Source organism: Caenimonas sp. SL110, from assembly GCF_001044395.1.
Taxonomy (GTDB): domain Bacteria; phylum Pseudomonadota; class Gammaproteobacteria; order Burkholderiales; family Burkholderiaceae_C; genus Ramlibacter.
Map to the genome: position 1 here is coordinate 139,678 of NZ_JANU01000031.1, position 26,753 is coordinate 166,430.

Sequence of the window (26,753 nt, forward strand, 5' to 3'; positions counted from 1 at the left end):
AGTCTCGTTTTTTGCTCTGGTGGCGTTGCGTGTTGACGTTGCTGTTGTGCGTATTGTGCTTGGCCGCATTGTGCCGAATCAGACAGGGGCCTTGTGAACTTCAGGGTTATCCGTTTCGTCGTCTGCGGGGCCGGTGCGCCTGGTCACTTCGAGTGCCAGTTGACGGCGCAGTTCCGCGACGCCTTCGGATGTCCTGCCACTGACAAACACGCGCGGCACGGAAACCCCCTGCAGGTCGAACACGTCGACCATTCGCTGGGGCTTGCGGCTCTCGTCCAGTGCGTCGATCTTGTTGAACACGAGGATCTGGGGAACATCGCCGGCGCCGATCTCTTGCAGTACGGACTGCACCTCGGCAATCTGCTCGGGGTGGTTGGGGTTGGCCGCATCGACCACATGCAGGAGCAGGTCCGCATCGGCTGCTTCCTGCAGGGTGGCCCGGAAGGCTTCGATGAGGCCGTGCGGCAGGTCGCGGATGAATCCAACCGTGTCGGACAGCGAGACAGATCGGCCCACGCCGTTCTCGTTTTGCGTATCCGCCAGGTAGAGCTGGCGCGTGGTGGTGTCGAGCGTGGCAAAGAGCTGGTCTGCCGCATAGGCGCGCGCCTTGACCAGCGCATTGAAGAGCGTGGACTTGCCCGCGTTGGTGTAGCCCACCAGCGAGATATTGAATGCGCCCCTGCGTTCGCGCTGGCGCCGCTGTGTCTGGCGCTGCTTCTTGAGCTTTTCAAGCCGCTCGCGCGTGCGCTTGATCGCGTCGCCCACCATGCGCCTGTCCAGCTCGATTTGCTTTTCGCCGGGACCGCCGCGAACGCCCGCGCCGCCGGTCTGCCGTTCGAGGTGAGACCAGCGCCGCACGAGTCGTGTGCTCACGTACTGCAGGCGTGCAAGCTCGACTTGCAGCTTGCCCTCATGGCTGCGTGCGCGCTGCCCGAAAATTTCAAGAATGAGGAGCGTGCGGTCATTGACCGGCCGGTCCAGGTGGCGCTCGAGGTTGCGCTGCTGCGCGGGGCTCAGCGCCTGGTCGAACAGGACCTCCGTGGCGCCCAGTTCATCAGCCAGCATCTTGATCTCGTCGGCTTTGCCCTTGCCGATAAAAAGCGCGGCGTCCGGCGCCTTGCGCTTGCAGGTGATGCGTGCAACGGGATTGAGGCCCGCAGTCTGGGCGAGAAGGCCGAGCTCTTCGAGCTGGCCGTCGAAATGAGGCAATCCCAGGTCAACGCCCACCAGGATGGTCGGCGCAGCGGATGCGGAAGCGGTCGTTTCGTTGATGCTCAAGGCCTGGAAAAAAGGCGTAGTGATTCAGGTATCAGCGCCTGGCGACCGCGCCCCTGGGATGCTTCAAGCGGCGCCAGGTTCGGTGCTTTCAGCCGTGGTGAAGTTGACGGCACGACCCGGGACGATGGTGGAGATGGCGTGCTTGTAAACCATCTGGGTCACGGTATTGCGAAGCAGCACGACGTACTGATCGAATGACTCGATCTGGCCTTGCAGCTTGATACCGTTGACGAGGTAGATCGAAACCGGAACATGCTCGCGACGCAAGGTGTTCAGGAACGGGTCTTGTAGCAATTGCCCTTTGTTGCTCACGATATTCTCCGTGTTCCGCATTCGGAAATGTTGTTGGAATCTGCACCTTACCACAGCAATTGTTGGCTGCAAGTAGGCTGCGCGCGTTTTCAAAGCCTATTTGGAGACAGGCTCGCCGGCTTCAAGTGCGGCGCCTGTTTTTCGTTCGCAAACGGCAGGCAAGCTAGTCGGAATCCTTGTCCGTGTAAGGATTTTTCGAGGTCTTCATCTCGATGCGAAGCGGCGTGCCGACCAGGTTGAATTCCTTGCGAAAACGTCCTTCGAGGAAACGCTTGTAGGCTTCGGTCACATGCTCCAGCGAGTTGCCGTGCACCACGATGACCGGCGGATTCATGCCGCCCTGGTGCGCGTACCGCAGCTTGGGCCGGAACATGCCCGCACGCTTGGGTGACTGGAAAGCCACGGCTTCCAGCAGCAAGCGCGTGAGGATGGGCGTTGACATCTTGATGTTGGCGGAACGGTACGCCTCGGCCACCGCGCCCCAAAGTGGGCCCAGCCCCTGTCGCTTGATTGCCGAGATGAAGTGCATCTTGGCGAACTTCAAAAAGACCAGCCGGGTTTCGATCTGTCGCAGCAGCTGCTCGCGCTGGTAGGAGTCGACGGCATCCCACTTGTTGATCGCCAGGACCACGGCGCGGCCGCTTTCGAGGATGTACCCGGCGATGTGCGCATCCTGGTCGGTCACGCCCTGCGTCGCGTCCAGCAGCAGCAGCACGACGTTGGCCGACTCGATCGCCTGGAGTGTCTTGACCACCGAGAACTTCTCGATCGCCTCGAACACCCTGCCCTTGCGCCGCAGGCCCGCGGTGTCGATCAATTCGAATTTCTGGCCGCCCCGCTCGAAGGGGATCGATATGGCGTCACGCGTCGTGCCGGGCATGTCGAAGGCAACCAGTCGCTCTTCACCCAGCCAGGTGTTGATGAGCGTCGACTTGCCCACGTTGGGTCGGCCGGCGACGGCGAGCTTGATGACGCCGATCTCGGCTTCTTCGGCGTTGTCGTCATCTTCGGTCAGGTGAAGCGGTTCGAACGCCACATCGAGCAGGCTGCGAATGCCCTGCCCGTGCGCAGCGGAAATCGGGTGCACTTCACCCAGGCCCAGCTCGTAGAACTCGGACACCTGCGCGCCCTCGGTCATGCCTTCGGCCTTGTTGGCTGCCAGCACCGTGGGCTTACCCAGCTTGCGCAGGTATTTGGCGATCTCGTGGTCTTGCGCGGTGAGGCCGCCGCGCGCATCGACGACGAAGATCACCACATCGGCTTCAGCGACGGCTTGCCGCGTCTGCTTGGCCATCTCCATGTAGATGCCGCTTTCGGCGGTCGGCTCGAAGCCGCCCGTATCGATCGCGATGAACTCAAGCTTGCCGTGCCTGGCGTTGCCGTAGTGCCGGTCGCGCGTGAGGCCCGCGAAGTCGGCGACGATGGCGTCGCGCGACTTGGTCATGCGGTTGAACAGTGTCGATTTGCCGACGTTGGGACGGCCGACGAGGGCCAGGACTGGTTTCACGTACCTGGCCTATCTGTATTTAGTTGGGGGTGAAGCCGTAGACGCCGCCCGCGCGTGTGACCACGACGAGGGTGTTGCCTGCAACAACCGGGGAAGCCGCGATCGCAGAGCCGTCAGTGGCCACGCGATTGAGCAGCGAGCCGTCTTCACGCGACAGCATGTGGACATAGCCCGATGCGTCGCCGACAACGACCGAGCGGCCCAGCGAAAGCGGTCCGCTCAGGCCACGAAAGGACAGCTTGTCGGTCATCCAGGCGCGTTCGCCCGTATCCCGACGCCATGCGATCACCTTGCCGTCGGATTCGGTGCCGAAGACCAGGCGCTCATCGCCGCTCACGCCTTCAGCGCCGCTCGCAGGACGACTCCATGCAACGACTCCGCGTGCAGCATCCACGCAACCGACAGTCGCCTGGAAGGCGCGCGCACAAACGGAGTTGTCGACGCGGCTCACGGTGCCGACCAGGTCAACCAGGCGCTCGACATCATTGATGCCGCGCGGCGACGCAATAGGCGCTTCCCAGCGTGCTGCGCCGGTGGCGGGGTTCATGCCGATCAAGCGGCCCGACATGCCCACGACCAGCGTGTCGCCCACGGCCAGCATGACGCCGTTGTGCCGGAGCACGAGCGGCTCGCTCCCTGCGCGCACTTGCGTCCACAGCTTGCGACCGGTCTGCCCATCGAATGCGCTGACGGCGCGATCGGCTGTCAGGACAAAAACGCGGCCGCCTGCAACGAAGGGGGCGGTGTACCCGCTGGCTCCGAGCCCGGCGCGCCAGACTTCCTTGCCTGCCGCGAACGCGACCAGTTCGTTGCTGCGCGTCACCACCGCCGCCATGCGGCCATCGCTGCCGACACCGGCTGCGATCGGGCCTGCGGCGCTTGCACGCCAGAGGTCGCGTCCTGAAACTGCGTCGATGAGCGCGACACCGCCATCAGCACCGGCGACAGCCACGGTGGTGCCGGAGACGTGCACGGACAGCGGTAGCGTGACAGCTCCAACACGCGCCACCCATGCCTGGCGCACCGGAATGAGCGACGGATTGGGTTGCAGTTCTGCGGGCTTTGGCTTGTCTGATCCGCCACCCAGAAACGAAGGCAGCGACGAAACCTGCGGCATGTACTGGCATCCGGCGAGCGCGGCAACCACGGCGATGGCGCCGGCCAAGCGCGTGACGGCCCTGAGCGAGTTGCCGGCCAGGCCGGAAGTGCGCGAAGTGAGGATCATGATTTGGCGGTTCCCGATGCGGCGGTAGAAGGTGCAGGGACAGGATCGAGCGTGGTCGCGTCAACGCCCAGCGCGCCGAGTTTCACTGCGAGCAGCCGCTTGTATTCGGTGCGTTCGTCAACGCCCTTGTAGGCCTTGACGTATTCGCTCTTGGCTTCGTCCTTCTTGCCCTGCGCCTTGTAAATGTCACCACGGCGATCGGCGGCAAGGCCCTCGAACGCCTTGGGGAATTCACCGGAAAGCTGCTTGAGCGCGTCGTCGTAGGCTTTGGCTTCGAGTAGGACGCCCGACAGGCGCAGGCGAGCGATGGACTGATAGCCTTCGTCAGACGACTTTTCTGCAACCCAGGTCAAGGCGGCCTTGGCGGCGTCGGTGTTGCCCTTCTCGACATGGACCTTGGCTGCGAGCATGCCCGCCTGCTGTGCATACGTGGTGCCGCCGAACTTGTCTTTCATGTCGGCGAACGCACGTTCAACGCGCGTCACGTCGCCGGCTTGTGCAGCGCGATCGACTTCGTCGTAAAGCGTGGCGGCCTGCACGGCCTGCGTGCGCTGCCAGTAGTTCCAGCCGTTCCAGCCCGCGATCCCGCCAAAAACTGCGATCACCACCCACGTGATGAGGTTGCCGTATTCTTTCCAGAAGTGCTTGATTTCATCGAGCTGCTCCTGTTCCTCTAGGTCCAGATGTTTTGCCATGGGTTACTTTTTGTCCTGCCAACCGGCCATTGTAGTTAGGCTCGCATCGCTGCCAGCGCACGCTCGGCGATAACCGGATCATCGAGTGCTATGGATTGGGGTTGGGCGTCCCTGTTTCGCAGCGGCTTGACGACCAGCGATGCCGTCTCCTCATCAAACACGAGCGCGTGATCGGCGCCGCTTGCATCGGCTTTTTTCATCTGGCTCTTCTGGCTGCCGCCACCCGAGTGCACGATGACCTTGAGGCCCGCAGCGCGCAGGCTTTCAACCACCGGCACCGACCGGATGAGCGCTGCTTGCGACGGCACCACGCAGTACGCATCCGGTGCGCGACCCGGCACCGGCACATCGATCTCCTGCAGCAGGAGCAGCAGACGTTCGATACCCAGCCCGAAGCCGATCGCAGGTGCCGCCTTGCCGCCCATCTGCTCGATGAGTCCGTCGTACCGTCCTCCCCCACAGATGGTGCCCTGCGAACCGAGGCGGTCCGTCGTCCACTCAAAGACGGTGAGGTTGTAGTAATCCATGCCGCGAACCAGGCGGGTATTGATGCGGTACGGCTGGCCGGCTGCATCGAGCAGGCGGCGCAATGTGTCGAAGTGCTGCTTCGATTCTTCGCCGAGAAAATCCATCAGCTTCGGCGCTGATTCGACCATCTCCTGCATGGCTGGATTCTTGGTGTCGAGAATGCGCAGCGGATTGGTGTGCAGGCGAGCCTTGGCCTCCGCATCGAGCAGGTCGATGTGTTTTTCAAAGTGCGCCACCAGCGCGGCGCGGTGCACCAGCCGCTCGGCGGGTTGCCCAAGCGTCCCGATCTCGAGCCGGTAGTGCTCGCCTTCGACCAGGCCCAGCTCGCGCCACAGCGCGCGACCCATCAGGATCAGTTCGGCATCGACATCGGGACCGGCATATCCGAGCGCTTCGACATCGAGCTGGTGGAACTGGCGGTAGCGGCCCTTTTGCGGGCGCTCGTGCCTGAACATCGGCCCTGCCGTCCACACACGCAACGGGCCGTTGTACAGGGCGTTGTGCTCGACCACGGCACGCACGATGCCGGCAGTGGCTTCAGGCCGCAGCGTGAGCTTGTCGCCGTTCATCGAGTCGGTGAAGGAATACATCTCCTTTTCGACGATGTCGGTGACCTCGCCGATGCCGCGCACGAAGAGCTGCGTCGGCTCGACGACCGGCGTCACGATGTACTGGTAGCCGTAGCGCGCCATCACGCGGTGCACGACTTCGTCGAACCATTGCCAGGTTGCCGCGCGCGGAAGAATCTCCTTGCGCGGCACGCTCGCGGGCAGGATGTCGTTCATGCCTTTGACGGCACTGAGTTTTTCAGCCATTTTTCTGGAGGTCAGGCGTTCTCGGCGATCTGGCCGTAACGCTTTTCGACGTAGTCTTCGACGATCTGGTGGAATTCGCTGGCGATGTTATCGCCGCGCAGGGTGAGCGCCTTGTGCCCATCGATGAAGACAGGTGCTGCAGGCGCTTCGCCGGTGCCGGGCAGGCTGATGCCGATATCGGCATGCTTGCTCTCGCCCGGGCCATTGACGATGCAGCCCATGACGGCCACTTTCATCTTTTCGACGCCGGGATACTTTGCCTTCCAGACCGGCATCTGCGTGCGCAGGTAGCCATCGATCTGCTGGGCCAGTTCCTGGAAGGTGGTGCTCGTGGTGCGACCGCAACCGGGACAGGCCGTGACACTGGGCACGAAGCTGCGCAGGCCCAGCGACTGGATGATTTCGGATGCGATCACGACTTCCTGCGTTCGTGCTTCACCAGGTGCGGGCGTGAGCGAAACGCGGATCGTGTCGCCGATGCCCTCTTGCTGCAGGATGCCCAGCGCCACGCTGGATGCGACGGTGCCTTTGGTGCCCATGCCGGCTTCGGTCAGCCCCAGGTGCAATGCGTAGTCGCAGCGCTTGCTCAGCTCGCGATACACCGAGATCAGGTCCTGCACGCCGCTGACCTTGCACGACAGGATGATCTGGCTGGCGTCCATGCCCATCTCCACTGCACGGCCTGCCGACTCCACGGCCGACGTGATGAGCGCTTCGTACATCACCGACCGGGCGTCCCACGGGTCCGCGCGCTTGCTGTTGATGTCCATCAGGTCGGCAAGCAGTTCCTGGTCGAGGCTGCCCCAATTGACGCCGATGCGCACGACTTTGTCGTAACGCATCGCCGCTTCGATCATCTGGCCGAACTGCTTGTCGCGCTTGTCGCCCTTGCCAACATTGCCTGGATTGATCCGGTACTTGGACAATGCCTGCGCGCAGTCCGGGTAGTCGGTGAGCAGGCGATGCCCGTTGTAATGAAAGTCGCCAATCAGCGGCACGTCGATCCCCATCCGGTCGAGCTGCTCGCGGATGTAAGGCACCTGCGCCGCGGCTTCAGGTGTATTGACGGTGATACGAACCAGCTCGGAGCCCGCGATGGCCAGCTCTTTGACCTGGATCGCGGTGCCGATCGCATCGACGGTGTCGGTATTGGTCATCGACTGGATGCGAACGGGCGCGTCGCCGCCAATCGTCACGACACGGGAACCCCACTGGGCCCTGGCCTGCCGGGTATGACGGGGCTTGGGATACGCAGGCTCAATGGGAAGGCACGGCTCGATCATCGGATTACCTGACTTCAAATCGCGCGACGTTGTCGGACTTCGAGTGGGGTGCAAGGTCGAACGGCTTGCCGCGCACTTCGACGTCGGTCATATCCGTGCGACCGACGGTCACGCGCAGAGGCAGCACGCCATCCGCCCCGACCGCTTCTCCTTGCGCAAGCACTTTTCGAAGCGTGACCGCGCCCCTGGCGTCCGTCACCTCGACCCAGGACGGACCCTTGGCACGGAAGACGACGGTTGAATTCGCCGCTACCGCCGCTACCGCCGGTTCGACCGGCGCTGCAACGCTGCCTGCAGCCACAGGAACCGGCGGAACAGCGACAGACGCAGCAGGCGCGAGCGCGAGCGCTTGTGTGGCTTCGGGAGCAGGAGCGGCTGACTCGACTGCGCCCGGCGGCGCGGCGGCACCGGAAGCCGGCGCAGCAGGCGCTTCACCCGGGATCACGAGTGGCGTGGCGGCCGGCAGGGGCGCCGTCTCGACGCGTGCGCGGGGCAACACGTCGTCTCGCGCCACCGGAAGCAAAATCAATATCAGTGCCCCAAACAGCAGTGCAAATACGGCAAGGAACACCGGCCGGGTCAACTGTGCAAACCAGGTCGGCGGCGCCGCATCGCTTGCCGCGCGAAACGGCGCGTTGACGCCTTCATCGGTCCGCACCAGGCGAGGCGCAGCCCTTTGCGGCAAACGTTCCATGATGGGCTGCGGATCGATTTTCAGCGTACGGCAGACGCTGGCCGCCAGGCCGCGAACGAAGACGTTGTCGGGCATCAGGTCGTGTCGATCGTCCTCCAGCGCCTCAAGCTTGCGCACGGGCACCTTGAGCGCAACAGCCAGCGCGGCCACGTGCAGTCCGGCGGCCTCGCGAGCCTGGCGCAAGAGCGCACCGGCCGTTGGCCCTTCATGAACCGGCGCCGCCGGGACGGCTTCGCCCTCTCCCCACTCGTCACTCATCGAATGAACCCCGCTCGTACAGGCCCGCCTCTCGCGACTGCGCATAGCGCTTCTTGAGTTGCTCGCCCAGTTGCCGCAGCGCCACCATGTCGTTCATGCGTCGCTCGACCTTGATTCCCAACCAGAGCGTCTCTGAATTCGCCATGTCGGAATTATTCAGGCGCCGGATATAGAACTGCGCGCGGGTGTAGTCGCCGCGCTTGTACAGGAGATTGGCAAGGTTGAACCCGGTCACCGGGTTGGCTGCATCGAGCTCGTAGGACCGCGCAAGGCTGCGTTCAGCCTCGGCCAGCTTGCCGGCGCGCACTTCGCACACGCCCTGGGCCATCAAGGTCTTGGCCCGGCCGGTGTAAGTGGCGTTCGACATCACCACATCGAACGACCGTTTGGCCTCGTCATATCGGCCGGTCTGGCACATCAACCAACCCAGGTTGTGCTGCACATTCGGGTCGTTGGGATTGAGCGTGACGGCACGGCGAAAGCTCTCTTCGGCCAGGCGGTTATCGTTCAGGCGCATGTAGATCAGGCCGCGCAGGTTGTACGCGTCAGGAAACGTCGGGTCCTGGGTGATCACCTGCTTGAGTTCGTCGAGCGCCACGGTGGTCTGGCCCTGCTCGAAGTAGCCAACCGCCAGTTCCATGCGAATGCGCGCGCGGCGGCGCGAATCGGGTTCGTCCGACTCGGTGATGATGTCGCGCTGGCCGCCGGAGCCGCCCGCAGCGTTCATCGGGGTGGTGCAGCCGGCCAATGCCGAAAATGCTGCGGCCACCAGCAAGGCGGTCCTCATCAACATGGTCTCAATTCTCCTTGGCAACGGGGGCGCTGAACGGCACGGACTTGAGCATCACCGTGCGTTGCCGGGCGATTCGCTCGTCAACCCGGGTGCGGTCCTTGACGTCGCCGGCCAGCTGGCCGCACGCGGCGTCGATGTCGTCCCCTCTGGTTTTTCGCACAGTGGTGACGATACCAGCATCGCTCAGGATTTTCGCGAAAGCGACGACCTGTTTGTGGGGCGAACGCGTCAGCCCCGATTGCGGGAACGGATTGAATGGAATGAGGTTGATCTTGCAGGACACGCCGCCGTTGACCTGGCCGTGGCCCCGCACCAGGTCAACCAGTTGCCTGGCGTGTTCGGGCTGGTCGTTCACGCCGTCGAGCATGCAGTACTCAAACGTGATGAAGTCGCGTGGCGCGTGTTCAAGATAACGGCGGCAGGCGTCCAGCAACTCGGCCAGCGGGTACTTGCGATTGAGCGGAACGAGGTTGTCGCGCAGCTCGTCGTTGGGCGCGTGCAAAGACACGGCCAGGGCGACGGGGCAATCCTGCCCCAGCCTGTCCATCATCGGGACAACGCCAGAAGTCGAGACCGTGACACGGCGACGCGAAAGGCCGTAGCCATGATCGTCGAGCATCACGCGAAGCGCAGGCACCAGCGCCGAGTAATTTTGCAGCGGCTCGCCCATGCCCATCATCACCACATTGGAGATGATGCGTTCATCGCGCTTGAGATGCTTGCGCAGGAAGTGCTCGGCAAACCAGAGCTGCGCGACGATTTCGCCAGAGGTGAGGTTGCGCGAAAAGCCCTGATGGCCCGTGGAGCAGAAACGGCAGCCGACAGCGCAGCCGGCTTGCGAGGACACGCAAAGGGTGCCCCTGTCGTCTTCGGGGATGAATACAGCCTCGACCGCATCGCCATTGCCGACATCGAACAGCCACTTGATCGTGCCGTCCTTCGATTCCTGCTGGGAGATGATGGTGAGCCCCTCGACGCGGGCGGTGGTCTTGAGCTTCTCGCGAAGTGATTTCGCCAGGTCGCTCATCTCGTCGAATTGATGGGCGCCGCGCTGGTGGATCCAGCGGAACAGCTGGGTGGCGCGAAAGCGCTTTTCACCCAGGCCCTCGCAAAACGCGGCCAGACCTTCCAGGTCGAAATCCAGAAGGTTGGCGGTCATTGCATGGTGATTCGCTTAGCGCGAATAGATGTTCATGCCGGGGAAGAAGAACGAGACTTCGACTTTGGCGGTTTCAGGAGCGTCGGAGCCGTGCACTGCGTTGGCATCGATGCTGTCGGCGAAGTCGGCGCGGATGGTGCCGGGAGCCGCCTTCTTGGGGTCGGTAGCGCCCATCAGGTCGCGATGCTTGGCGATGGCGTTTTCGCCTTCGAGCGCCGAGATCATCACAGGACCGGAGATCATGAATTCGACGAGGTCCTTGAAGAAGGGACGCTCTTTGTGAACAGCGTAGAACTGCTCGGCTTCACCGCGGGACAGATGTGCCATGCGGGCAGCGATGACCTTCAGGCCGGCAGCCTCGAAGCGGGCGTAGATCTGGCCGATGACATTCTTGGCCACTGCGTCGGGCTTGATGATGGAGAGGGTGCGTTCGATAGCCATTGCTTTTTTCCTGAGCTTGAGTTTTTGGGCTTCGCCGGACCGGAAAGTTCGGCAAAGCCTACGATTTTAACCGGTCAACATGACAAATGACCGCGAAAGGCCTCTATCGGCCACGGCCTCCCCCGCCGCCGCCGCCGCGGCGTGGTCCTCCACCACCGCCCCCACCACCGCTTCCACCGCCAAAGCCTCCACCACCGCCCCCACGTCCGCCTCCGCCACCCCCGCGGCGCTGTCCACCACCGCCTGCCCCCTGGCGCTGCCGCGTGAAGCTGTCGGCGCCGATGTAGCCGAGAGAAGTTTTCATCGGATCGGGTTGTGAGCTGCCTGCGCCCTGGCGATCGCCCCGGTCGCTGGTGCGATCCTTGTTGCGGCGCTGCTGGCCCTGGCCTCCACCGAAATTGCCACCGCCGCCACCCCGATTGGCGTTGTTGCCCTGGATGGGCGGGCCGTCCGTGCGCTGCTGACTGGCATTGTTGGGTCCCGGTCCGCGTCCACCGCTGCGACGGCGCCGGTTGCGCCCGCCACCTGCGGGACCCGCTTCGCCGCCGGGTCCCCTGACATCACCTCGGCCGTCGCGGCGACCATCACCACGGCCATCGCCACGCCCTTCGCCCCGGCCATCGCCGCGGCCTTCACCACGCGGCGGACGTTCGCGGTCACCACCTGAGTTCGCGCCAGCGGCCTGCACGAGCGAGCGAATGTCACGCTCGTCCAGTTCCATGAAAGCACCGCGCTTCAAGCCGCGCGGCAGCATCATCGCGCCATAGCGGATACGGATGAGTCGGCTCACTGCATGGCCGAGCGCCTCGAACAGACGTCTCACTTCGCGATTGCGGCCTTCGGAGATCGTGACGCGATACCAGGTGTTTGCGCCCTCGCCACCACCGTCTTCGATGGTGCCGAATTGCGCCCTGCCGTCTTCGAGTTCGATGCCGTCAAGCAGGCGCTGCTTTTCTTCGTTGCTCAGGGCGCCGAGCACGCGCACCGCGTATTCGCGCTCCAGCCCGAAACGGGGATGCATGAGCTTGTTGGCCAGCTCACCCGAGCTGGTGAAAAGCAGAAGGCCTTCGGTGTTGAGATCGAGCCGTCCGACCGACTGCCACTTGCCCTGGCCCAATCGCGGCAACCGGCGAAACACGGTGGGTCGATTTTGCGGATCGTCGTTCGTGACGACTTCGCCGACAGGCTTGTGATACGCAATGACGCGGGCCGGCGGCGGTGCAATGCGAAACCGCACTGGCTTGCCATTGACCTTGACCGAATCGCCGAACTGGATGCGTTGGCCGATGTGCGCTGGCTCGTTGTTGACCGAGATGCGCCCCTGGGTGATGAGCTGCTCCATCTCGAGCCGCGAACCGAGGCCTGCCTGCGCGAGCACCTTGTGCAGCTTGGGCGTATCGACCTGCGGTTGCAGGACGCGCTTGGGTGGGTCTTCGGCGGACTCGGCCGCCTGCTCGTCGAACTGTCCGGAGACCACGTCGGCAAAAAGGATGGGTGGCGCGGGCGGCAGCGCGGGAGCGACCTTCCGGCGGGCCCCGGGCTGCAGGTCGTCATCGTCGTCCTCATCGTCATCTTCGTCGTAGTCCTGCCCTTCATGGCCCTGGTCGTCGTCTTCTTCGTCTTCGTCTTCGTCCTGCTCCTGGACCTTTGCCGTGCGTTCAGCGCGGGCCGGCCGGGCCGCGGTGTCGCCGACTGGCGCAGCGGCCTTGCCTGGCGCCTGCTCTTGCACAGCAGCCGGGGCCTTGTTTTCGGTCTCTCCGGTGGGCGGCGTCTCGGTGCCGGGCAGGGGTTCGTTCATGCTTTCAGTTCTCGAATTCTTCGGCTGCATCGTCTGCGGCCTGGACTTGCGCGGCATCGGCCGCGGACGTCGGCTGGGCTTGCGCCTGGCCGTCTGGGATTTCAGGTAAATCGCTCTCGATCGGGGACTCCGATTGATCAGGCATAAGCTCAGGCATAAGCTCAGGCATGAGCTCAGGCACGACGGCTTCGGGTTCCATCGCCAGTGCCGGCTGCATGTCGTCGACAGGTGTGGCGAGCGACGCCAGCAAGTTGACCTGCTCGCCCGGGCTTTGCAGCACCGGCAACTGGTCGAGCGACTCGATGCCCAGGTCGTCAAGGAACTGCCGCGTGGTGGCAAAGAGCGCGGGCCGTCCGGCGGCTTCCCGGTGGCCGATGACTTCAACCCAGCCGCGGTCTTCAAGCTGCTTGAGGATGAGCGCGTTGATGGTGACGCCGCGGATGTCTTCCATGTCGCCACGCGTCACCGGCTGGCGGTACGCAATGATCGCCAGCGTTTCGAGCACTGCCCGTGTGTACTTCGGCGGCTTCTCGGGGTGCAGCCTGTCGAGATATTCGCGCATGGACGGCCGGCTTTGAAAACGCCAGCCGCTCGCAACTTGCACGAGCTCGACGCCGCGCTGTGTCCATTCATTTTGCAGGTCCGAAAGCAGCGCCTTGATCGTGTCCGCACCCAGCTCATCGTTGAACAGGACGCGAAGCTCGCGAACCGGAAGCGGTTGCTGCGAGCAGATCAGGGCGGTTTCGAGGACGCGTCGGGCATCCGTCGTATTCATGTCTTGCCGTTCCGGGAAAAGGCGCCTCGATCGGCGCCCACATCAAGGGCCAAAACTCAAAGGGCTAAACAGGGGCCCCAAAGGGACTGTTTCCAGGGCATTTTTTTCTGGGGCTCAACAGCACGGCTGCGGCACGAAGTCATTGCGTGGTGCAGTGCCAGACGCCATCTAGGGGGCGTGGCGGGTGAGCCATTCGAGGTCATTGTAGCGCAGGCCCCAGATGCCCAACGCGTGCTGGATATCAGGCGGCAGCGGTGCATGAAACTCCAGTTCCATACCCGTCACCGGGTGCACAAATCCCAGCCGGAAGGCATGCAGGGCCTGGCGCTTCATCGACGCTGCAGGAGTGCCCCCATAGACTTCATCGGCCACCAGGGGATGCCCGATGTGCGCCATATGGACACGGATCTGATGCGTGCGCCCGGTGTGAAGCGTGGCGCGCACCCAGCAGCCTTCTTCAGCGTCCTGGAGCAGTTCGAAGTCGGTCTGCGCGGGCTTGCCGGTCTCGACCACCGCCATGCGCAGGCGATTGCGCGGGTCGCGTCCGATGGGCGCGTCGACGTGCCGCGTGATCGTCCCGCCCCAGGTGCGATGCGCCAGTGCGACGTATTGCCGCGAGACGTCGCGCGCGGCGATCATGGCAACCAGCAGGTCCATAGCAGCTCGCGTGCGCGCGACCACCATCAGGCCGCTGGTGTCCTTGTCCAGCCGGTGCACGATGCCTGCACGGGGCAGCGTACTGGCCAGCGGATCGCGCGCGAGCAACCCGTTGAGCAGCGTGCCGCTCCAGTTGCCGGGTGCGGGATGCACCACCAGGCCGGCGGGCTTGTTGACCACCAGCAGGTGCTCATCTTCATGGACCACGTCAAGATCCATGGCCTCCGGCTTGAAGGCCTGGCTCTGCGGGGTGGGTTTGAGCTCGACCGTTCCCTCGTCGCCGGCTTTCACCTTTTGCGAGGAACGCGTTGCCGCAATCCGGTTGATCGTGACCGCTCCGGCCTCTATCAGCTGTTGCAGGTAGTTGCGGGAAAACTCCGGGACGAGTGCTGCCAATGCGTGGTCGAGCCTGCGGCCGTGATGGGCGGCATCGACGATGAAAGCCCGAGTCTCGGCGTCGGGGCCTGCATCAGCGAGGTCGTCGTGGGGGTCGGTCGATATAATGAAATTGCCCTGATTCAAGAAAGTTTTCCCGATGTTGCGTGCCAAATTATCCGCGTTGCCTGCGATTGCAATGGCCACTGTCATGGCCGTCTCAGTGGCCGGATGCTCATTGTTGCCAACGTTCAAGTCGGACGAAGCCAAGCAGGACGCCTGGAGCGCCAACAAGCTTTACTCCGAAGCCAAGGATGAAGTTGCCAACGGCGCATTCGATCGCGCCATTCCATTGCTCGAAAAACTCGAAGGCCGCGCTGCCGGCACACCACTGGCGCAGCAGGCCCAGCTGGACAAGGCCTACGCACAATACCGCGCCAATGACCAGGCCGCCGCGCTGGCCACGATCGACCGGTTCATGAAGCTGCATCCCGCGAGCCCGGCCATCGACTATGCCCTGTATCTCAAGGGCATCGTGAATTTCAACGACAACCTCGGCCTGCTGTCTTTCATCGTGCGCCAGGACCTGTCCGAGCGCGACCAGAAGGCCGCCAAGGAATCGTTCGAGGCTTTCAAGGAGCTGGCCACCCGCTACCCGGATTCGCGCTACACGCCCGATGCGAAGGCGCGCATGATCTACATCGTCAACTCGCTGGCCCAGTACGAAGTGCACGTGGCACGCTACTACTACACACGCGGCGCCTATGTGGCAGCAATCAATCGCGCACAGAGCGCATTGACCGACTACCAGGATGTGCCAGCCCTTGAAGAGGCGCTCTTCATTCTCATGCGCTCGTACGACCAGCTGGGCATGGCCCAATTGCGGGACGACACCAAGCGTGTTTTTGAAAAGACCTACCCGCGCAGCGAGTATCTGAGCAAAGGCGTCAGGTCCACGCAGGAGCCGTGGTGGAAATTCTGGTGAGCGCATCCATCAGTTCTTCGCTGGACTGAAGCCGCCGCATCGGCGGCAGCGCCGCCATCAGGCGGCGGCCATAGCCCATCGTCACCAGACGGGTATCGCAAACGACCAGTACCCCCTGGTCCGATTCGCGCCGTATCAGCCGCCCTGCTCCCTGCTTCAGGGCCACTGCCGCCTCTGGAATTGAATAGTCGTTGAACGAGCTGCGACCCTGCGCTTCGAGTCGCTGCGACCGGGCCTCGACCAGCGGATCGCCCGGTGGCGGAAACGGGAGCTTGTCGATCACCACGAGCTGCAATGCATCACCGGGCAGGTCCACGCCTTCCCAGAATGATGCTGAGGCGACCAGCACACAGCCCGCGCGGCCCTGCGATGCGCCTTCGCGAAATCGCTCGATCAGCCGGCGCTTGGGCCACTGCCCTTGCACCAGCACTTCGATCTGCCCGTCGCCACTGTCAGCGCCAAATCGCCGCTGCAAATCCTCACCGATGGATCTCAGGGCGCGAAGCGTCGTCGTCAGCACCATGGTCCTGCCGCCGAGTTGCGCCGCACCCTTGGCCGCCAGTTCAGCCACCTGCCGGCTATGGGCTGGGTCGTTGGGTTTGACGATGTCGCGCGGAACGTAAACCGAGGCCTGTGTGGCGTAGTCGAAAGGACTTTCGACTTTCAGGATTTCAGCTTCCTGCAGGCCGCAGGGCTCGGTGAACCACGAGAGTTTCGCGTCATCACCCAGCGTTGCCGAGGTGAATACCCATGAGCGATTGGAGACCTCTTCGCCGCCGGTCTTCAGGAGTTTTTCCTGCACCGCCTTGGCAATGTCCAGCGGCGACTCGACCAGGCGCAGCTGCGTCCCGACATCGACCCAGCGCACGGCATCACGCTCACACGGGTCGCCAAACTTCTCGACCTTGCGCGCGAACTCCTGCGCGCGCTCGAACAGGCGCTGGAAGTCCGGAGCAATCTCGGTCACGGTGGACAGCGCATCCATCGCCAGCTTGATCGATTCATGCAGCGTGTCGAGTGCCTCTACCCAGTCGCGGGAAGCAATGCCCTCAGGCGACTCTTCGACCCAGCGCAACCGGTTGCCGGGCGCCGACTTGCCGACGACCAAACGAAGATCGCGTGTCGCGCGCTCCACTGCGGAGACGGCGACTTGCCAGTCCACCAATCCGCGCGCGAACTGCAAACCGGCGGCGAGCATGTCCCGTGCGAAGTCGAGCAATTGCCCCGTGGTGATGTACGTGCCCAGGAACTGCACGCCGGTCTCATTGAGCTGGTGGGCCTCATCGAAGATCGCAATGCGCACAGTGGGGAGCAATTCAGCCATGCCCGACTCGCGCACCGCGAGGTCCGCAAAAAACAGGTGGTGATTGACCACGACCACGTCCGCCGCGAGAGCCTCGCGGCGCGCGATGTTGACATGACACGCGCGGAATTTGGGGCACTGGTTACCCAGGCAATTCTCGCGCGTGGAGGTGACCAGCGGGATCAGCGGGGACCGCTCGTCCAGGCCCGGCAGCTCGGCCAGGTCGCCGGTCCTGGTGGCAGTAGCCCACTCCTCGATTTTTGCCAGTGACCGCAGCGCGGAACGATCGGGCAGGCTTGCATCGCGCCGCGCCAGTTCCATCCGGTGAATACACAGATAGCTGCCACGTCCCTTGAGCAGTGCGGTTCGCACCGGCAGGCCCAGGGCTTCGACCAGCTTGGGCAAATCACGTCCGAACAACTGGTCCTGCAAGGTCTTGGTGGCCGTGGACAGGAGCACGCGTTCGCCGGAGAGCAGCGCAGGGACGAGATACGAGAAGGTCTTGCCGACGCCGGTCCCGGCTTCAACGACCAGCGCTCCGCCGGTTTCGATGATGCGAGCCACTGCCAGCGCCATCTCGGTCTGGCCGTGACGTGGGCGAAACTGCTCGGCCGCACGCGACAGCTCACCCTCCCCCGCAAAAACTTCGCGGACCGGCTCGACAAGGGAACGTGGAGAAAGGGGGCTGGCGCTTTGTTGCACGCCGTCGGCGTCTGACATCAAGCCGGTTCTTTGGGATCGAGCGCGAGTTCGAATCGGGCAATCTGGTCGCGCAGGGCAAGCCTGCGTTTTTTCAGGCGCCGCATCATGAGCTCATCCATGGGTTGCTCGTCGCTCGCGCGGTCGATCATGGCGTCGAGATCGGCATGTTCCATGCGCAATTCGATCAGCCGTCGTTCAGGAGAATGGAGATTGGAATCCAAGAGTCAGCAGTTGCCCGGGTGAGTCCCTGGCCGGGTTCGCTCAATAATAAGCTTTTCGCAAGCAATAATCGAGCTTGGGGGAAAGGACCAACACCCACCTATGGCTACGACTATCAGCAAGGGTTATCGACTCACCGCTTCAACGGGCATCCACAAGGGTGACCGTGAATACCAGCAGGACCAGGTGGCCCTCATCAGCCATCCACGCCTGCCCGGCTGCGTGTTGGGCATCGTCGCCGATGGCATGGGCGGCAGGAGCGGCGGGCGCAAGGCGTCCGACCAGGTCATGATGACGGCGCGGCAGCTCTTTGAGCGCTACTCGCCCGACCATGACGACGCCTCCAATCTGCTCAAGCAGATGATCCAGGAAGCGCACCTGGTGATCAAGCTCACCGCCATTTCGGCGGAACAGGAGCCTCACAGCACATTCGCGGCATTCCTGATCAACCCGGCTGGCGACTGCCACTGGATTCATGCAGGCGATTCGCGCATCTATCACTACCATGCGGGCAAGCTGGTGAAGCGCACGATGGATCACTCGTACGTGCAGACGCTGGTGGATAGAGGCGAACTCACCGAAGAAGAAGCCAACGTCCATCCGCAATCGAACATCCTGATGGGATGCCTGGGCGCTGAAGAAGACCCGCCGGCTGACCATCACTTCATCAGCATGCTGCGACCCGGCGATGTGATCATGGCCTGCAGCGATGGCGTCTGGCATTACTTCAGCCCCGCCGAACTCGGCTCGGTGCTGTCGTCGCTCTCGCCACGCGAAGCGACCGAGTTCCTGATCGAAAAGGCGCGTTCACGGGGGCGCGGAGGCGGCGACAACCTGTCGATTGCCATCGTGAAGCTGGAGCCACTGGAGAGCTGAAGGCGCAGCGCCGATGTCTGCGCTGATGGCTGCGCTTGTGCCGGCGCGAGTCAGGGCGGTGGGGGCGGCAGCGGTTTGGGTGGCGGCTTCTTGCGATCTGCAAGGCGCTTGGCCAACGCTTCCTTGTGGGCCTTGGCGCTGGCCTCTCTTTCCTGACGGTCCTTCACGGCCTGCCCTGCAGCCTGCATCCGGCTTTGCAGGTCCGCCGCCTTGCCTTTGACCTTCTCGTCGATCTCGGCCTGCCGCGCGGCAGATGACCCCGGGCGCGGTGCCGAAGCCGCGGCCTTTGCCGCTTTTTGCACACCGCGTGACTCGCGCTCTTTCGCATCGACACGAGCCTTTTCAGTGTCCGCTTTCCTCTCGGCCTGCTTCTGCGGTGCAGACTTCTCGGCGATGCTTTGCAGCCGCTCTGCGGCCTTGCGTTTGCGCTCGACGTCGTTGACGGCGACCTCCTGCCGATGCAGTTCGGTCATGACGACCCGGCGCTTGTCCCGCGCGTCATTGACGCAGTCGGTCACGGCGAACTTCTGGTAGCAGGCCTTTTCCTCGACCTTGTACAAGGCCTCTGCCGCATTGCGCTCGCGGGCGATGCGGGCCTTCTCGACGGCAAAGTTGCCCTGGACCTGAGCTGACGCAGGCAGTTGCGCGGGCAGCGGCTGCGCGCCCAGCGGCAGCGCAAGCACGGCGGCAAAGGCAAGAACTGTGATGCGAAAAATGTGCTTCATGTCAGGCGTGTGTCGACCGTTCGGTGCTCCAGCGCAAGGTACTCGACCGACTGCATTTCTGTCAGCCGCGACACGGTGCGCGGAAACTCGTGGGCCATCGGCCCCTCGGTGTACAACGCCTGCGCTGGCACCGCCGCCGACAGGATCAATTTGACGCGCCTGTCGTAAAGCACGTCTATCAGCCATGTAAAGCGCCGCGCTTCCGACGCCATCCGTACCGGCATCTGCGGCACATCGCTCAGCAGCAGCGTGTGAAACTGGCTCGCGATCTCCAGGTAGTCGTTCTGCGACCGTGGCCCGCCGCACAACGTGCGAAAGTCGAACCACACAACACCGCCGGCCATACGGCGTGCGCGGATTTCTCGCGCCTCGATATGCAGCACCGGGTTTTCGTCCTTCGATGCGGCCAGCCGCGTGAAGGCGTCGTTCATCTGCTCGTCAGCCTCGGGGCCGAGCGGTGTGTGGTAGAGCTTGACCTGTTCCATGGTGCGGCGCCGGTAGTCAACGCCGTTGTCCACACTCAATACTTCGAGCCGCTCGTTCAGCAGTGCAATGGCCGGCAACACCCGATCGCGGTGCAGACCGTCGGGGTACAGATCGTCGGGCTTGAAGTTGGAGGTCGTCACAAAGCCGACACCGTTGTCGAACAGCGACTGCAGCAGGCGATGCAGGATCATCGCGTCGGTGATGTCGGCGACGTGGAACTCATCAAAGCAGATCAAACGGTAGCGCTTGGCCATTCGAGCGCCCAGCACGTCCAGCGGGTTGACCGTGCCCTGCATCTCGGCAAGCTCGCGGTGCACTTCGCGCATGAACTCATGGAAATGCAGCCGCGTCTTGCGCACGAGCGGCACCGCCGTGTAGAAGCAATCCATGAGAAAGCTCTTACCGCGCCCCACGCCTCCGTACATGTAGACACCGCGCGGAATATCCGGGCGGTTGATCAGCTTCTTGAAGACATTGGAGCGCTGCTCCTTGAATGCCGCCCACTCGGACGCGCATCGCTCGAGCGCCTCGACGGCGCGAAGCTGCGCAGGGTCGCTGGTATAGCCTCGCGCCTGAAGTTCGCGTTCGTAGACTTCGCGAACGGTCATGGCCTTGGCTTAGAAGTTCAGCGTCCGCTTGTCCACTGCGAGCGCCGCTTCCTTGGTCGCTTCCGACAACGAGGGATGGGCATGGCAGATGCGCGCGATGTCTTCGGACGACGCGCGGAACTCCATGGCCACAACCGCTTCGGAGATCAGCTCGCTGGCCTGCGGCCCCACGATATGCACGCCCAGGATTTCGTCGGTGGTGGCATCGGCCAGGAACTTCACCATGCCCGTCGTATCGCCCAGTGCGCGTGCGCGCCCATTGGCCATGAACGGGAACGTGCCGGCCTTGTACTTCACACCCGAAGCCTTGAGCTGCTGTTCGGTCTGGCCGACCCATGCGATTTCGGGGCTGGTGTAGATGACCCAGGGGACGGTGTTGAAGTTGACATGGCCGTGCTGGCCGGCGATGCGCTCGGCGACCGCAACACCCTCTTCTTCCGCCTTGTGCGCCAGCATCGGGCCGCGCACCACGTCGCCCACTGCCCAGACGTTTGCAAGGTTCGTCCTGCAATCGCCATCGACCACCACGGCGCCGCGCTCATCGAGCTTGAGCCCGACAGCTTCGGTATTCAGGCCAGTCGTGTTGGGCACCCGGCCGATGGAGATGATGAGCTTGTCGACGTCCAGCGTCTGCGCTTCGCCCTTGGCGTTGGTCCATGCAACCGACACCGACTTGCCGGACGACTTGATCTCGCCGACCTTCACGCCGAGTTCGATCTTCAATCCCTGCTTGTCGAACGCCTTCTTGGCTTCCTTGGCGATCTGCTCATCGACGGCGCCCAGGAAGGTCGGCAGTGCTTCGAGCACGGTCACTTCAGCGCCCAGGCGGCGCCAGACCGAACCCATTTCCAGCCCGATGACGCCCGAACCGATCAGGCCCAGCTTCTTTGGGACCTCGGTGATACGCAAGGCGCCATCGTTGGAGAGGATGTTCTCTTCGTCGAACGGCGTGCCGGGCAACGCGCGGGCATTGGAGCCGGTGGCGATGATGACGTGCTTGCCGGTGATGATTTCTTCGGTCGAACCGGCCACCTTGATTTCGTAGCCTGCGTCCGCTGCCTTCACGAACGATCCACGTCCATGGAAGAACGTGATCTTGTTCTTCTTGAACAGGAACAGGATGCCGTCGTTGTTCTGCTTGACGACCTGGTCCTTGCGGGCCAGCATCTTCGCGAGATCCAGGCCCAGTCCCTTGACTTCGATTCCGTGGTCGGCAAAGTGCTTGCCGGCATGTTCGTAATGCTCGGACGATTGCAGCAGCGCCTTGGACGGGATGCAACCCACGTTCGTGCAGGTGCCGCCCGGTGCGGGCTTGCCGTCCTTGTTCTTCCACTCGTCGATGCAGGCGACGCTGAAGCCCAGTTGCGCAGCGCGGATCGCGCCGATGTAGCCGCCAGGGCCGCCGCCAATGACGATCACGTCGAATTGCTTGCTCATATCTTGTTCATTCTTTCTTCAAAACGATGGGCTCGAACTTGCAGCGTTCGCACTTGCCGCGCAGGAACAGCACCGCCCACTCGGGCTGCTGGCCAGCGGGCGCGCACAACACGGCATCGCGTCCCATCTGCTTGCTTTCAAGGCAGCGCTCCCAGTCGATGGCCGCGAGCCGATCGACCGATTGCGCGTCCATCGCGATGTCGCCCACCACCGGGCTATCGCGCTTGGCCAAAGCCACTTGTTGAAGCACCTGCGTCTGCAGCGTGGCCTCGGTGAATTTCATCGCTGTTGCCGGATACGCCTGCTTGCCGTCCTTGCCGATGCCCGCGAGCGAGCAATCGGCGTGAAGCAGCTCCGAGGCCGGACATGCGAGCCGCAGCGACTCGCCCCGCGGTGAGGGAGCGGAGCCGAACTGCGCCCCGCTCGCACCCATTGCTGACCAGCACAGGACGAGCGCCAGAGCGCCCGCAAACAGGTGTCGCATCAGATGTCGAACAAAAGGCGCGCCGGGTCTTCCAGCGCTTCCTTCATCGCAACCAGACCGAGCACAGCTTCGCGGCCGTCAATGATGCGGTGGTCGTAGCTCATGGCCAGGTAGTTCATCGGGCGAACCACGACCTGACCGTTTTCGACCACGGCGCGGTCCTTGGTCGCGTGCACGCCCAGGATGGCCGACTGCGGCGGGTTGATGATGGGAGTAGACAGCATCGAGCCGAACACACCACCGTTGGAGATCGAGAACGTGCCGCCCGTCATCTCTTCGATGCCCAGCTTGCCGTCGCGCGCCTTGGCGCCGTATTCGGCGATCTTCTTTTCGATGTCGGCAAAGCTCATCTGGTCGGCGTTGCGCAAGATAGGCACGACCAGGCCGCGTGGGGAGCCGACCGCGATGCCGATGTCGAAATAGCCGTGATAGACGATGTCGTTGCCATCGGTGGAAGCGTTGAGCACCGGGTACTTCTTGAGCGCATGAACCGCCGCCTTCACGAAGAAGCTCATGAAGCCGATCTTCACGCCGTGCTCTTTTTCGAACTTCTCCTGGAAGCGCTTGCGCATTTCCATCACCGGGGCCATGTTCACTTCGTTGAACGTGGTCAGGATGGCGTTGGTCGATTGCGACTGCAGCAGGCGCTCGGCCACGCGTGCGCGCAGGCGGCTCATGGGCACGCGCTGCTCGGGGCGCTCGCCCAGGTCGGGCGCGGCCACGGGGGAAGAGACCTGCGGCAAGGAAGCCTTTGGCGCGACAGGTGCAGCAGGTGCGGCAACCGGAGCCGCAACCTTGGGCGCAGCGCCACCGGCGACAGCGCCCAGCACATCACCCTTGGTCACGCGGCCGTCCTTGCCTGTGCCGGGCACGGAGCCGGCCGCAAGATTGTTGTCAGCCATGATCTTGGCGGCTGCTGGCATTGCAACGCCAGCCATGCTGCCGGCGGACGCTGCCGCCAGTGCGGCTGGCGCGGCGGCTGCAGCCGGTGCGCTTGCGGGAGCGGCTGCAGCGCCCTTGCCTTCGGTATCGATCCTTGCAATGACCTGTTCAGCCGCGACGGTCGCGCCGTCGCCCTGCAGGATTTCGCCCAACATACCTGCGGCCGGCGCGGGTACTTCCAGCACGACCTTGTCGGTTTCGATCTCGATCAGGATCTCATCGATCGCGACCATGTCGCCAGCCTTCTTCTTCCACTGCACCAGGGTCGCTTCGGCAACTGATTCAGACAGTTGCGGGACCTTCACTTCAACGATAGCCATTTTGTTTTTCCAGTCTCAATATCTTTGGGGCCGCAAGTGCGCCGCAAGACAGCGGCGCCTTGTTTTGCGGCATCACTTCGTCAGGATGAAGCCCTTGAGCTTGCCGAATGCGCCTTCGACCAGCGCTTTTTGCTGCTCCTGGTGCAAGTGGGCGTAGCCCACTGCCGGGGACGCCGACGAAGGCCGTCCGGCGTATGCGAGCTTCTGGCCGTCCAGAAGGTTTTCGTGGATGTAATGCTGCACGAAGAACCATGCGCCCTGGTTTTGCGGCTCGTCCTGGCACCACACGACTTCAGTGGCGTTCGGGTACTTTTTCAGTTCCGCAGCAAAAGCCTTGTGCGGGAACGGATAGAGCTGCTCGACCCGCAGGATGACGGCGTCATCGCTGCCGCGCTCTTCGCGCTTCTTGGCGAGGTCGTAGTACACCTTGCCCGAGCAGACAACGATGCGCTTGACCTTGTCGGCCTTCAATTCCTTGTTCTCGGGAATGATGGTCTGGAAGGTGCCCTTGGTGAATTCCACCAGCGGCGAGGTCGCGTCCTTGTTTCGCAGCAGCGACTTGGGCGTCATGATGATCAGCGGCTTGCGCAGGCTGCGGACCATCTGGCGGCGCAGCACGTGGAAGATCTGGCTGGCCGTCGTGGGCTGCACCACCTGCATATTGGTGTCGGCCGACAGCTGCATGAAGCGCTCCAGGCGCGCCGAGCTGTGCTCCGGGCCCTGGCCTTCGTAGCCGTGCGGCAGCATCAGCGTGATGCCGTTGACGCGGCCCCACTTCACTTCGCCGGACGCGATGAACTGGTCAATCACGACCTGTGCGCCGTTGACGAAATCGCCGAACTGCGCTTCCCAGATCACGAGCGTGTTCGGATCGTTCGATGCATAGCCGTACTCGAAGCCGAGCACGGCCTCTTCGGACAGGATCGAGTCGATGACCACGAACGGCGCCTGGTTGTCGGCCACGTTGCAAAGCGGTGTGTACGTGCCGATGTCCCACTTCTCGCGGTTCTGGTCGTGCAGCACGGCGTGACGGTGCGTGAACGTGCCACGGCCGCAATCCTCGCCCGACAGGCGCACCGGGTAGCCGCTGGCGACCAGCGACGCGTAAGCCATGTGCTCGCCCATGCCCCAATCGACATTGACATCGCCACGACCCATGGCGGCGCGATCGTCCAGCACCTTCTTGACCAGCGGATGCGGGGTGAAGTCAGCCGGCAGCGTGGTGACCTTCTCAGCCAGACGCTTCCACTCGGCCATCGGAATCGCGGTGTCGGCCGCGTCAGTCCACTTCTTGCCCAGGAACGGCTGCCAGTCGACGGCGTACTTGCTCTTGAAGTTGGTGAGCACCGGATCGACCGTGTGCTTGCCCTGGTCCATGGCCGCGCGGTAGGCCTTGACCATGTCGTCGCCCAGCGTATCGCCCAGCGCCTGCGCAGCCAGCTTGTCTGCGTACAGCTTGCGCGTGCCGGGGTGCTGGCCGATCTTCTTGTACATGAGCGGCTGCGTGAGGGACGGTGTGTCCTGCTCGTTGTGGCCCAGCTTGCGGAAGCACACGATGTCCAGCACGACGTCCTTGCTGAACTCCATGCGGTAGTCCAGTGCCAGTTGCGTCGCGAGCACCACGGCTTCGGGATCGTCACCGTTGACGTGCAGAACCGGCGCTTCGATCATCTTGACGACGTCGGTGCAGTACAGCGTCGAGCGGCTGTCACGCGGGTCTGAAGTGGTGAAGCCGATCTGGTTGTTGATGACCACGTGCACCGTGCCACCCGTGAAATAGCCACGGGTTTCGGCCAGCGCCAGCGTTTCCATCACAACGCCCTGCCCTGCAAAGGCCGCGTCGCCGTGCACCAGCACCGGCAGCACCTGTTGGCCCTTGGGGTCGGCGCGGCGGTCCATGCGCGCGCGCACCGAACCTTCGACAACCGGGTTCACGATTTCGAGGTGCGAAGGGTTGAACGCCAGGCTCAGGTGCACCGGGCCGCCGGGCGTGCTGACATCGGAGCTGAAGCCCTGGTGATACTTCACGTCGCCGGACGGCAGGTCTTCCTTGGCCGTGTGGTCGAACTCGGCAAACAGGTCGGCGGGCATCTTGCCCATGACGTTCACCAGCACGTTCAGGCGGCCGCGGTGGGCCATGCCGATCACGATTTCCTGGACGCCGCGGGCACCGCCGCTTTGCACGATTTCATCGAGCGATGCGATGAAGCTCTCGCCGCCTTCGAGCGAGAAACGCTTCTGGCCGACGTACTTGGTGTGCAGGAAGCGCTCCAGGCCTTCAGCAGCCGTGACGCGATCGAGGATGTGCTTTTTCTTGTCGGCCGAAAAATTCGGCTTGCTGCGAATCGACTCCAGCTTCTGCTGCCACCAGCGCTTGCGCACCTGGTCGGTGATGTACATGTACTCGGCGCCGATGGGGCCGCAGTAGGTTTCGCGCAGGCCGTTGATCAGCTCGCGAAGCGTCATCGACTCCTTGCCGAAGAACGTGTTGCTCGTATTGAACACGGTCTCCTGGTCGGCGTCGGTGAAGCCGTAGAACGACGGTTCGAGCTCGGGAATCTTTTCGCGCTCGGCGCGCTTGAGCGGATCGAGGTCGGCCCAGCGTGCGCCGACATTGCGGTACGCCGCGATCAGCTGCTGGACCGCCGTGCGCTTGCGTCCCATCTCCGAATCGGCGCCGGTAGCGACGACCACCTTGGTGCCGCCCTGCTTGGCGCGTTCAGCGAAAGCGTTGATGACCGGAAGGTGCGGGACATCTTTAGCCTCGGACCCATCGACGGCCGGCACGTGCTGGAGCGCGTCGAAATATTCGCGCCAGGTATCGGGAACGCTGGTGGGGTTGGCGAGGTAGTTTTCGTACATCTCTTCGACGTACGGGGCGTTGCCGCCGAAAAGGTAAGAATTACCCTTGTAGGCCGTGTAGACGGTGCCTGGATCGCTCATGCTGCGCTGACTTTCCGCCCCCCTTCAGGAGGCATTGGCTGGTTGGTGGAACCTTCCGCGACACGGCTGGACCGGATGGCGGATGCGACTGTGGCTGGAAGGGCCTCGTGTTGCGACAGGAATTGTGCCA

General features: G+C 63.4%; 24 protein-coding genes. 2 read left to right on the forward strand and 22 right to left on the reverse strand.

All coding sequences use genetic code 11. The features are described 5' to 3' along the window. Positions 1–78: 78 nt before the first annotated feature. From hflX to AQ12_RS15215, 14 genes are all read right to left on the reverse strand, one after another. Positions 79–1,278, reverse strand: a complete 1,200-nt coding sequence (gene hflX, locus AQ12_RS15150) for a GTPase HflX (RefSeq protein ID WP_082151619.1) — start codon at positions 1,276–1,278, stop codon at positions 79–81. 63 nt (positions 1,279–1,341) lie between these two features. After that, on the reverse strand, positions 1,342–1,611 hold the full coding sequence (gene hfq, locus AQ12_RS15155; RefSeq protein ID WP_082151620.1) for an RNA chaperone Hfq: 270 nt from the start codon (positions 1,609–1,611) through the stop codon (positions 1,342–1,344). Positions 1,612–1,753: 142 nt separating this feature from the next. Continuing rightward, positions 1,754–3,097, reverse strand: coding sequence for a ribosome biogenesis GTPase Der (gene der / locus AQ12_RS15160; protein WP_048440762.1), 1,344 nt, complete (start codon positions 3,095–3,097; stop codon positions 1,754–1,756). Between the two features lie 19 nt (positions 3,098–3,116). Next, entirely contained in the window at positions 3,117–4,322 is a 1,206-nt protein-coding gene (gene bamB, locus AQ12_RS15165; protein ID WP_053076754.1) for an outer membrane protein assembly factor BamB, read from the reverse strand. Continuing rightward, a complete protein-coding gene (locus AQ12_RS15170; protein WP_048440763.1) occupies positions 4,319–5,017 on the reverse strand; it encodes a tetratricopeptide repeat protein in 699 nt (232 codons plus the stop codon). The genes bamB and AQ12_RS15170 overlap by 4 nt, the downstream gene beginning before the upstream one ends. Before the next feature lie 35 nt (positions 5,018–5,052). Beyond that, a complete protein-coding gene (hisS, locus tag AQ12_RS15175; protein WP_048440764.1) occupies positions 5,053–6,360 on the reverse strand; it encodes a histidine--tRNA ligase in 1,308 nt (435 codons plus the stop codon). Between the two features lie 11 nt (positions 6,361–6,371). Continuing rightward, entirely contained in the window at positions 6,372–7,643 is a 1,272-nt protein-coding gene (gene ispG / locus AQ12_RS15180; RefSeq protein WP_048440765.1) for a flavodoxin-dependent (E)-4-hydroxy-3-methylbut-2-enyl-diphosphate synthase, read from the reverse strand. Between the two features lie 4 nt (positions 7,644–7,647). Then, the gene (locus AQ12_RS23475; RefSeq protein WP_048440766.1) at positions 7,648–8,595 is read right to left on the reverse strand and encodes a helix-turn-helix domain-containing protein; all 948 of its coding nucleotides are present in this window, start codon (positions 8,593–8,595) and stop codon (positions 7,648–7,650) included. Next, complete coding sequence (gene pilW / locus AQ12_RS15190; RefSeq protein WP_369799028.1) at positions 8,588–9,388, reverse strand: type IV pilus biogenesis/stability protein PilW; 801 nt, start codon at positions 9,386–9,388, stop codon at positions 8,588–8,590. The genes AQ12_RS23475 and pilW overlap by 8 nt, the downstream gene beginning before the upstream one ends. Before the next feature lie 4 nt (positions 9,389–9,392). Next, positions 9,393–10,547 carry a 23S rRNA (adenine(2503)-C(2))-methyltransferase RlmN gene (gene rlmN, locus AQ12_RS15195; RefSeq protein WP_048440767.1) on the reverse strand — a complete coding sequence of 385 codons (1,155 nt, stop codon included), beginning with the start codon at positions 10,545–10,547 and terminating at the stop codon, positions 9,393–9,395. Positions 10,548–10,562: 15 nt separating this feature from the next. Then, on the reverse strand, positions 10,563–10,988 hold the full coding sequence (gene ndk / locus AQ12_RS15200; protein WP_048440768.1) for a nucleoside-diphosphate kinase: 426 nt from the start codon (positions 10,986–10,988) through the stop codon (positions 10,563–10,565). A gap of 103 nt (positions 10,989–11,091) precedes the next feature. Then, a complete protein-coding gene (locus tag AQ12_RS15205; protein WP_048440769.1) occupies positions 11,092–12,786 on the reverse strand; it encodes a pseudouridine synthase in 1,695 nt (564 codons plus the stop codon). A gap of 4 nt (positions 12,787–12,790) precedes the next feature. Next, the gene (scpB, locus tag AQ12_RS15210; protein ID WP_082151621.1) at positions 12,791–13,561 is read right to left on the reverse strand and encodes an SMC-Scp complex subunit ScpB; all 771 of its coding nucleotides are present in this window, start codon (positions 13,559–13,561) and stop codon (positions 12,791–12,793) included. Between the two features lie 168 nt (positions 13,562–13,729). Further along, positions 13,730–14,740, reverse strand: coding sequence for an RluA family pseudouridine synthase (locus AQ12_RS15215; RefSeq protein WP_369799029.1), 1,011 nt, complete (start codon positions 14,738–14,740; stop codon positions 13,730–13,732). Positions 14,741–14,753: 13 nt separating this feature from the next. Here AQ12_RS15215 and AQ12_RS15220 point away from each other — a divergent pair, with 13 nt between their 5' ends. Further along, on the forward strand, positions 14,754–15,578 hold the full coding sequence (locus AQ12_RS15220; RefSeq protein ID WP_048440770.1) for an outer membrane protein assembly factor BamD: 825 nt from the start codon (positions 14,754–14,756) through the stop codon (positions 15,576–15,578). Here the strand turns inward: AQ12_RS15220 and AQ12_RS15225 are convergent. Together AQ12_RS15225 and AQ12_RS15230 are read right to left on the reverse strand one after the other, a co-directional pair. Next, a complete protein-coding gene (locus AQ12_RS15225) occupies positions 15,541–17,601 on the reverse strand; it encodes an ATP-dependent DNA helicase (protein WP_048440771.1) in 2,061 nt (686 codons plus the stop codon). The genes AQ12_RS15220 and AQ12_RS15225 overlap by 38 nt on opposite strands. Beyond that, the gene (locus AQ12_RS15230) at positions 17,601–17,804 is read right to left on the reverse strand and encodes a YdcH family protein (RefSeq protein ID WP_048440772.1); all 204 of its coding nucleotides are present in this window, start codon (positions 17,802–17,804) and stop codon (positions 17,601–17,603) included. The genes AQ12_RS15225 and AQ12_RS15230 overlap by 1 nt, the downstream gene beginning before the upstream one ends. Positions 17,805–17,916: 112 nt before the next feature. Here AQ12_RS15230 and AQ12_RS15235 point away from each other — a divergent pair, with 112 nt between their 5' ends. Continuing rightward, positions 17,917–18,678, forward strand: coding sequence for a PP2C family serine/threonine-protein phosphatase (locus AQ12_RS15235; protein ID WP_048440908.1), 762 nt, complete (start codon positions 17,917–17,919; stop codon positions 18,676–18,678). A 50-nt stretch (positions 18,679–18,728) separates the two neighbouring features. Here AQ12_RS15235 and AQ12_RS15240 read toward each other — a convergent pair whose 3' ends face one another. The 6 genes from AQ12_RS15240 to AQ12_RS15265 all read right to left on the reverse strand — a co-directional run bounded on the left by AQ12_RS15240 (position 18,729) and on the right by AQ12_RS15265 (position 26,623). Next, on the reverse strand, positions 18,729–19,403 hold the full coding sequence (locus tag AQ12_RS15240; RefSeq protein WP_048440773.1) for a hypothetical protein: 675 nt from the start codon (positions 19,401–19,403) through the stop codon (positions 18,729–18,731). Further along, positions 19,400–20,497, reverse strand: coding sequence for a cell division protein ZapE (gene zapE / locus AQ12_RS15245; protein WP_048440774.1), 1,098 nt, complete (start codon positions 20,495–20,497; stop codon positions 19,400–19,402). The genes AQ12_RS15240 and zapE overlap by 4 nt, the downstream gene beginning before the upstream one ends. Positions 20,498–20,506: 9 nt before the next feature. Then, on the reverse strand, positions 20,507–21,934 hold the full coding sequence (lpdA, locus tag AQ12_RS15250) for a dihydrolipoyl dehydrogenase (protein ID WP_048440775.1): 1,428 nt from the start codon (positions 21,932–21,934) through the stop codon (positions 20,507–20,509). Positions 21,935–21,941: 7 nt separating this feature from the next. Then, positions 21,942–22,418 (reverse strand): hypothetical protein, encoded by a 477-nt coding sequence (locus AQ12_RS15255; RefSeq protein ID WP_048440776.1) that lies wholly within the window; start codon positions 22,416–22,418, stop codon positions 21,942–21,944. Continuing rightward, complete coding sequence (gene odhB, locus AQ12_RS15260; RefSeq protein ID WP_048440777.1) at positions 22,418–23,680, reverse strand: 2-oxoglutarate dehydrogenase complex dihydrolipoyllysine-residue succinyltransferase; 1,263 nt, start codon at positions 23,678–23,680, stop codon at positions 22,418–22,420. Before odhB ends, AQ12_RS15255 begins: the two co-directional genes overlap by 1 nt. 72 nt (positions 23,681–23,752) lie before the next feature. Then, entirely contained in the window at positions 23,753–26,623 is a 2,871-nt protein-coding gene (locus AQ12_RS15265; protein ID WP_048440778.1) for a 2-oxoglutarate dehydrogenase E1 component, read from the reverse strand. Positions 26,624–26,753: the final 130 nt, after the last annotated feature.

Coding starts and splice junctions, on each gene's coding strand:
- hfq (WP_082151620.1), bottom strand. CDS start 1,611: ATGCGGAACACGGAGAATATCGTGAGCAACAAAGGGCAATTGCTACAA.
- bamB (WP_053076754.1), bottom strand. CDS start 4,322: ATGATCCTCACTTCGCGCACTTCCGGCCTGGCCGGCAACTCGCTCAGG.
- AQ12_RS15170 (WP_048440763.1), bottom strand. CDS start 5,017: ATGGCAAAACATCTGGACCTAGAGGAACAGGAGCAGCTCGATGAAATC.
- hisS (WP_048440764.1), bottom strand. CDS start 6,360: ATGGCTGAAAAACTCAGTGCCGTCAAAGGCATGAACGACATCCTGCCC.
- ispG (WP_048440765.1), bottom strand. CDS start 7,643: ATGATCGAGCCGTGCCTTCCCATTGAGCCTGCGTATCCCAAGCCCCGT.
- AQ12_RS23475 (WP_048440766.1), bottom strand. CDS start 8,595: ATGAGTGACGAGTGGGGAGAGGGCGAAGCCGTCCCGGCGGCGCCGGTT.
- pilW (WP_369799028.1), bottom strand. CDS start 9,388: ATGTTGATGAGGACCGCCTTGCTGGTGGCCGCAGCATTTTCGGCATTG.
- rlmN (WP_048440767.1), bottom strand. CDS start 10,547: ATGACCGCCAACCTTCTGGATTTCGACCTGGAAGGTCTGGCCGCGTTT.
- ndk (WP_048440768.1), bottom strand. CDS start 10,988: ATGGCTATCGAACGCACCCTCTCCATCATCAAGCCCGACGCAGTGGCC.
- AQ12_RS15205 (WP_048440769.1), bottom strand. CDS start 12,786: ATGAACGAACCCCTGCCCGGCACCGAGACGCCGCCCACCGGAGAGACC.
- scpB (WP_082151621.1), bottom strand. CDS start 13,561: ATGAATACGACGGATGCCCGACGCGTCCTCGAAACCGCCCTGATCTGC.
- AQ12_RS15220 (WP_048440770.1), top strand. CDS start 14,754: ATGTTGCGTGCCAAATTATCCGCGTTGCCTGCGATTGCAATGGCCACT.
- AQ12_RS15225 (WP_048440771.1), bottom strand. CDS start 17,601: ATGTCAGACGCCGACGGCGTGCAACAAAGCGCCAGCCCCCTTTCTCCA.
- AQ12_RS15240 (WP_048440773.1), bottom strand. CDS start 19,403: ATGAAGCACATTTTTCGCATCACAGTTCTTGCCTTTGCCGCCGTGCTT.
- zapE (WP_048440774.1), bottom strand. CDS start 20,497: ATGACCGTTCGCGAAGTCTACGAACGCGAACTTCAGGCGCGAGGCTAT.
- lpdA (WP_048440775.1), bottom strand. CDS start 21,934: ATGAGCAAGCAATTCGACGTGATCGTCATTGGCGGCGGCCCTGGCGGC.
- AQ12_RS15255 (WP_048440776.1), bottom strand. CDS start 22,418: ATGCGACACCTGTTTGCGGGCGCTCTGGCGCTCGTCCTGTGCTGGTCA.
- odhB (WP_048440777.1), bottom strand. CDS start 23,680: ATGGCTATCGTTGAAGTGAAGGTCCCGCAACTGTCTGAATCAGTTGCC.
- AQ12_RS15265 (WP_048440778.1), bottom strand. CDS start 26,623: ATGAGCGATCCAGGCACCGTCTACACGGCCTACAAGGGTAATTCTTAC.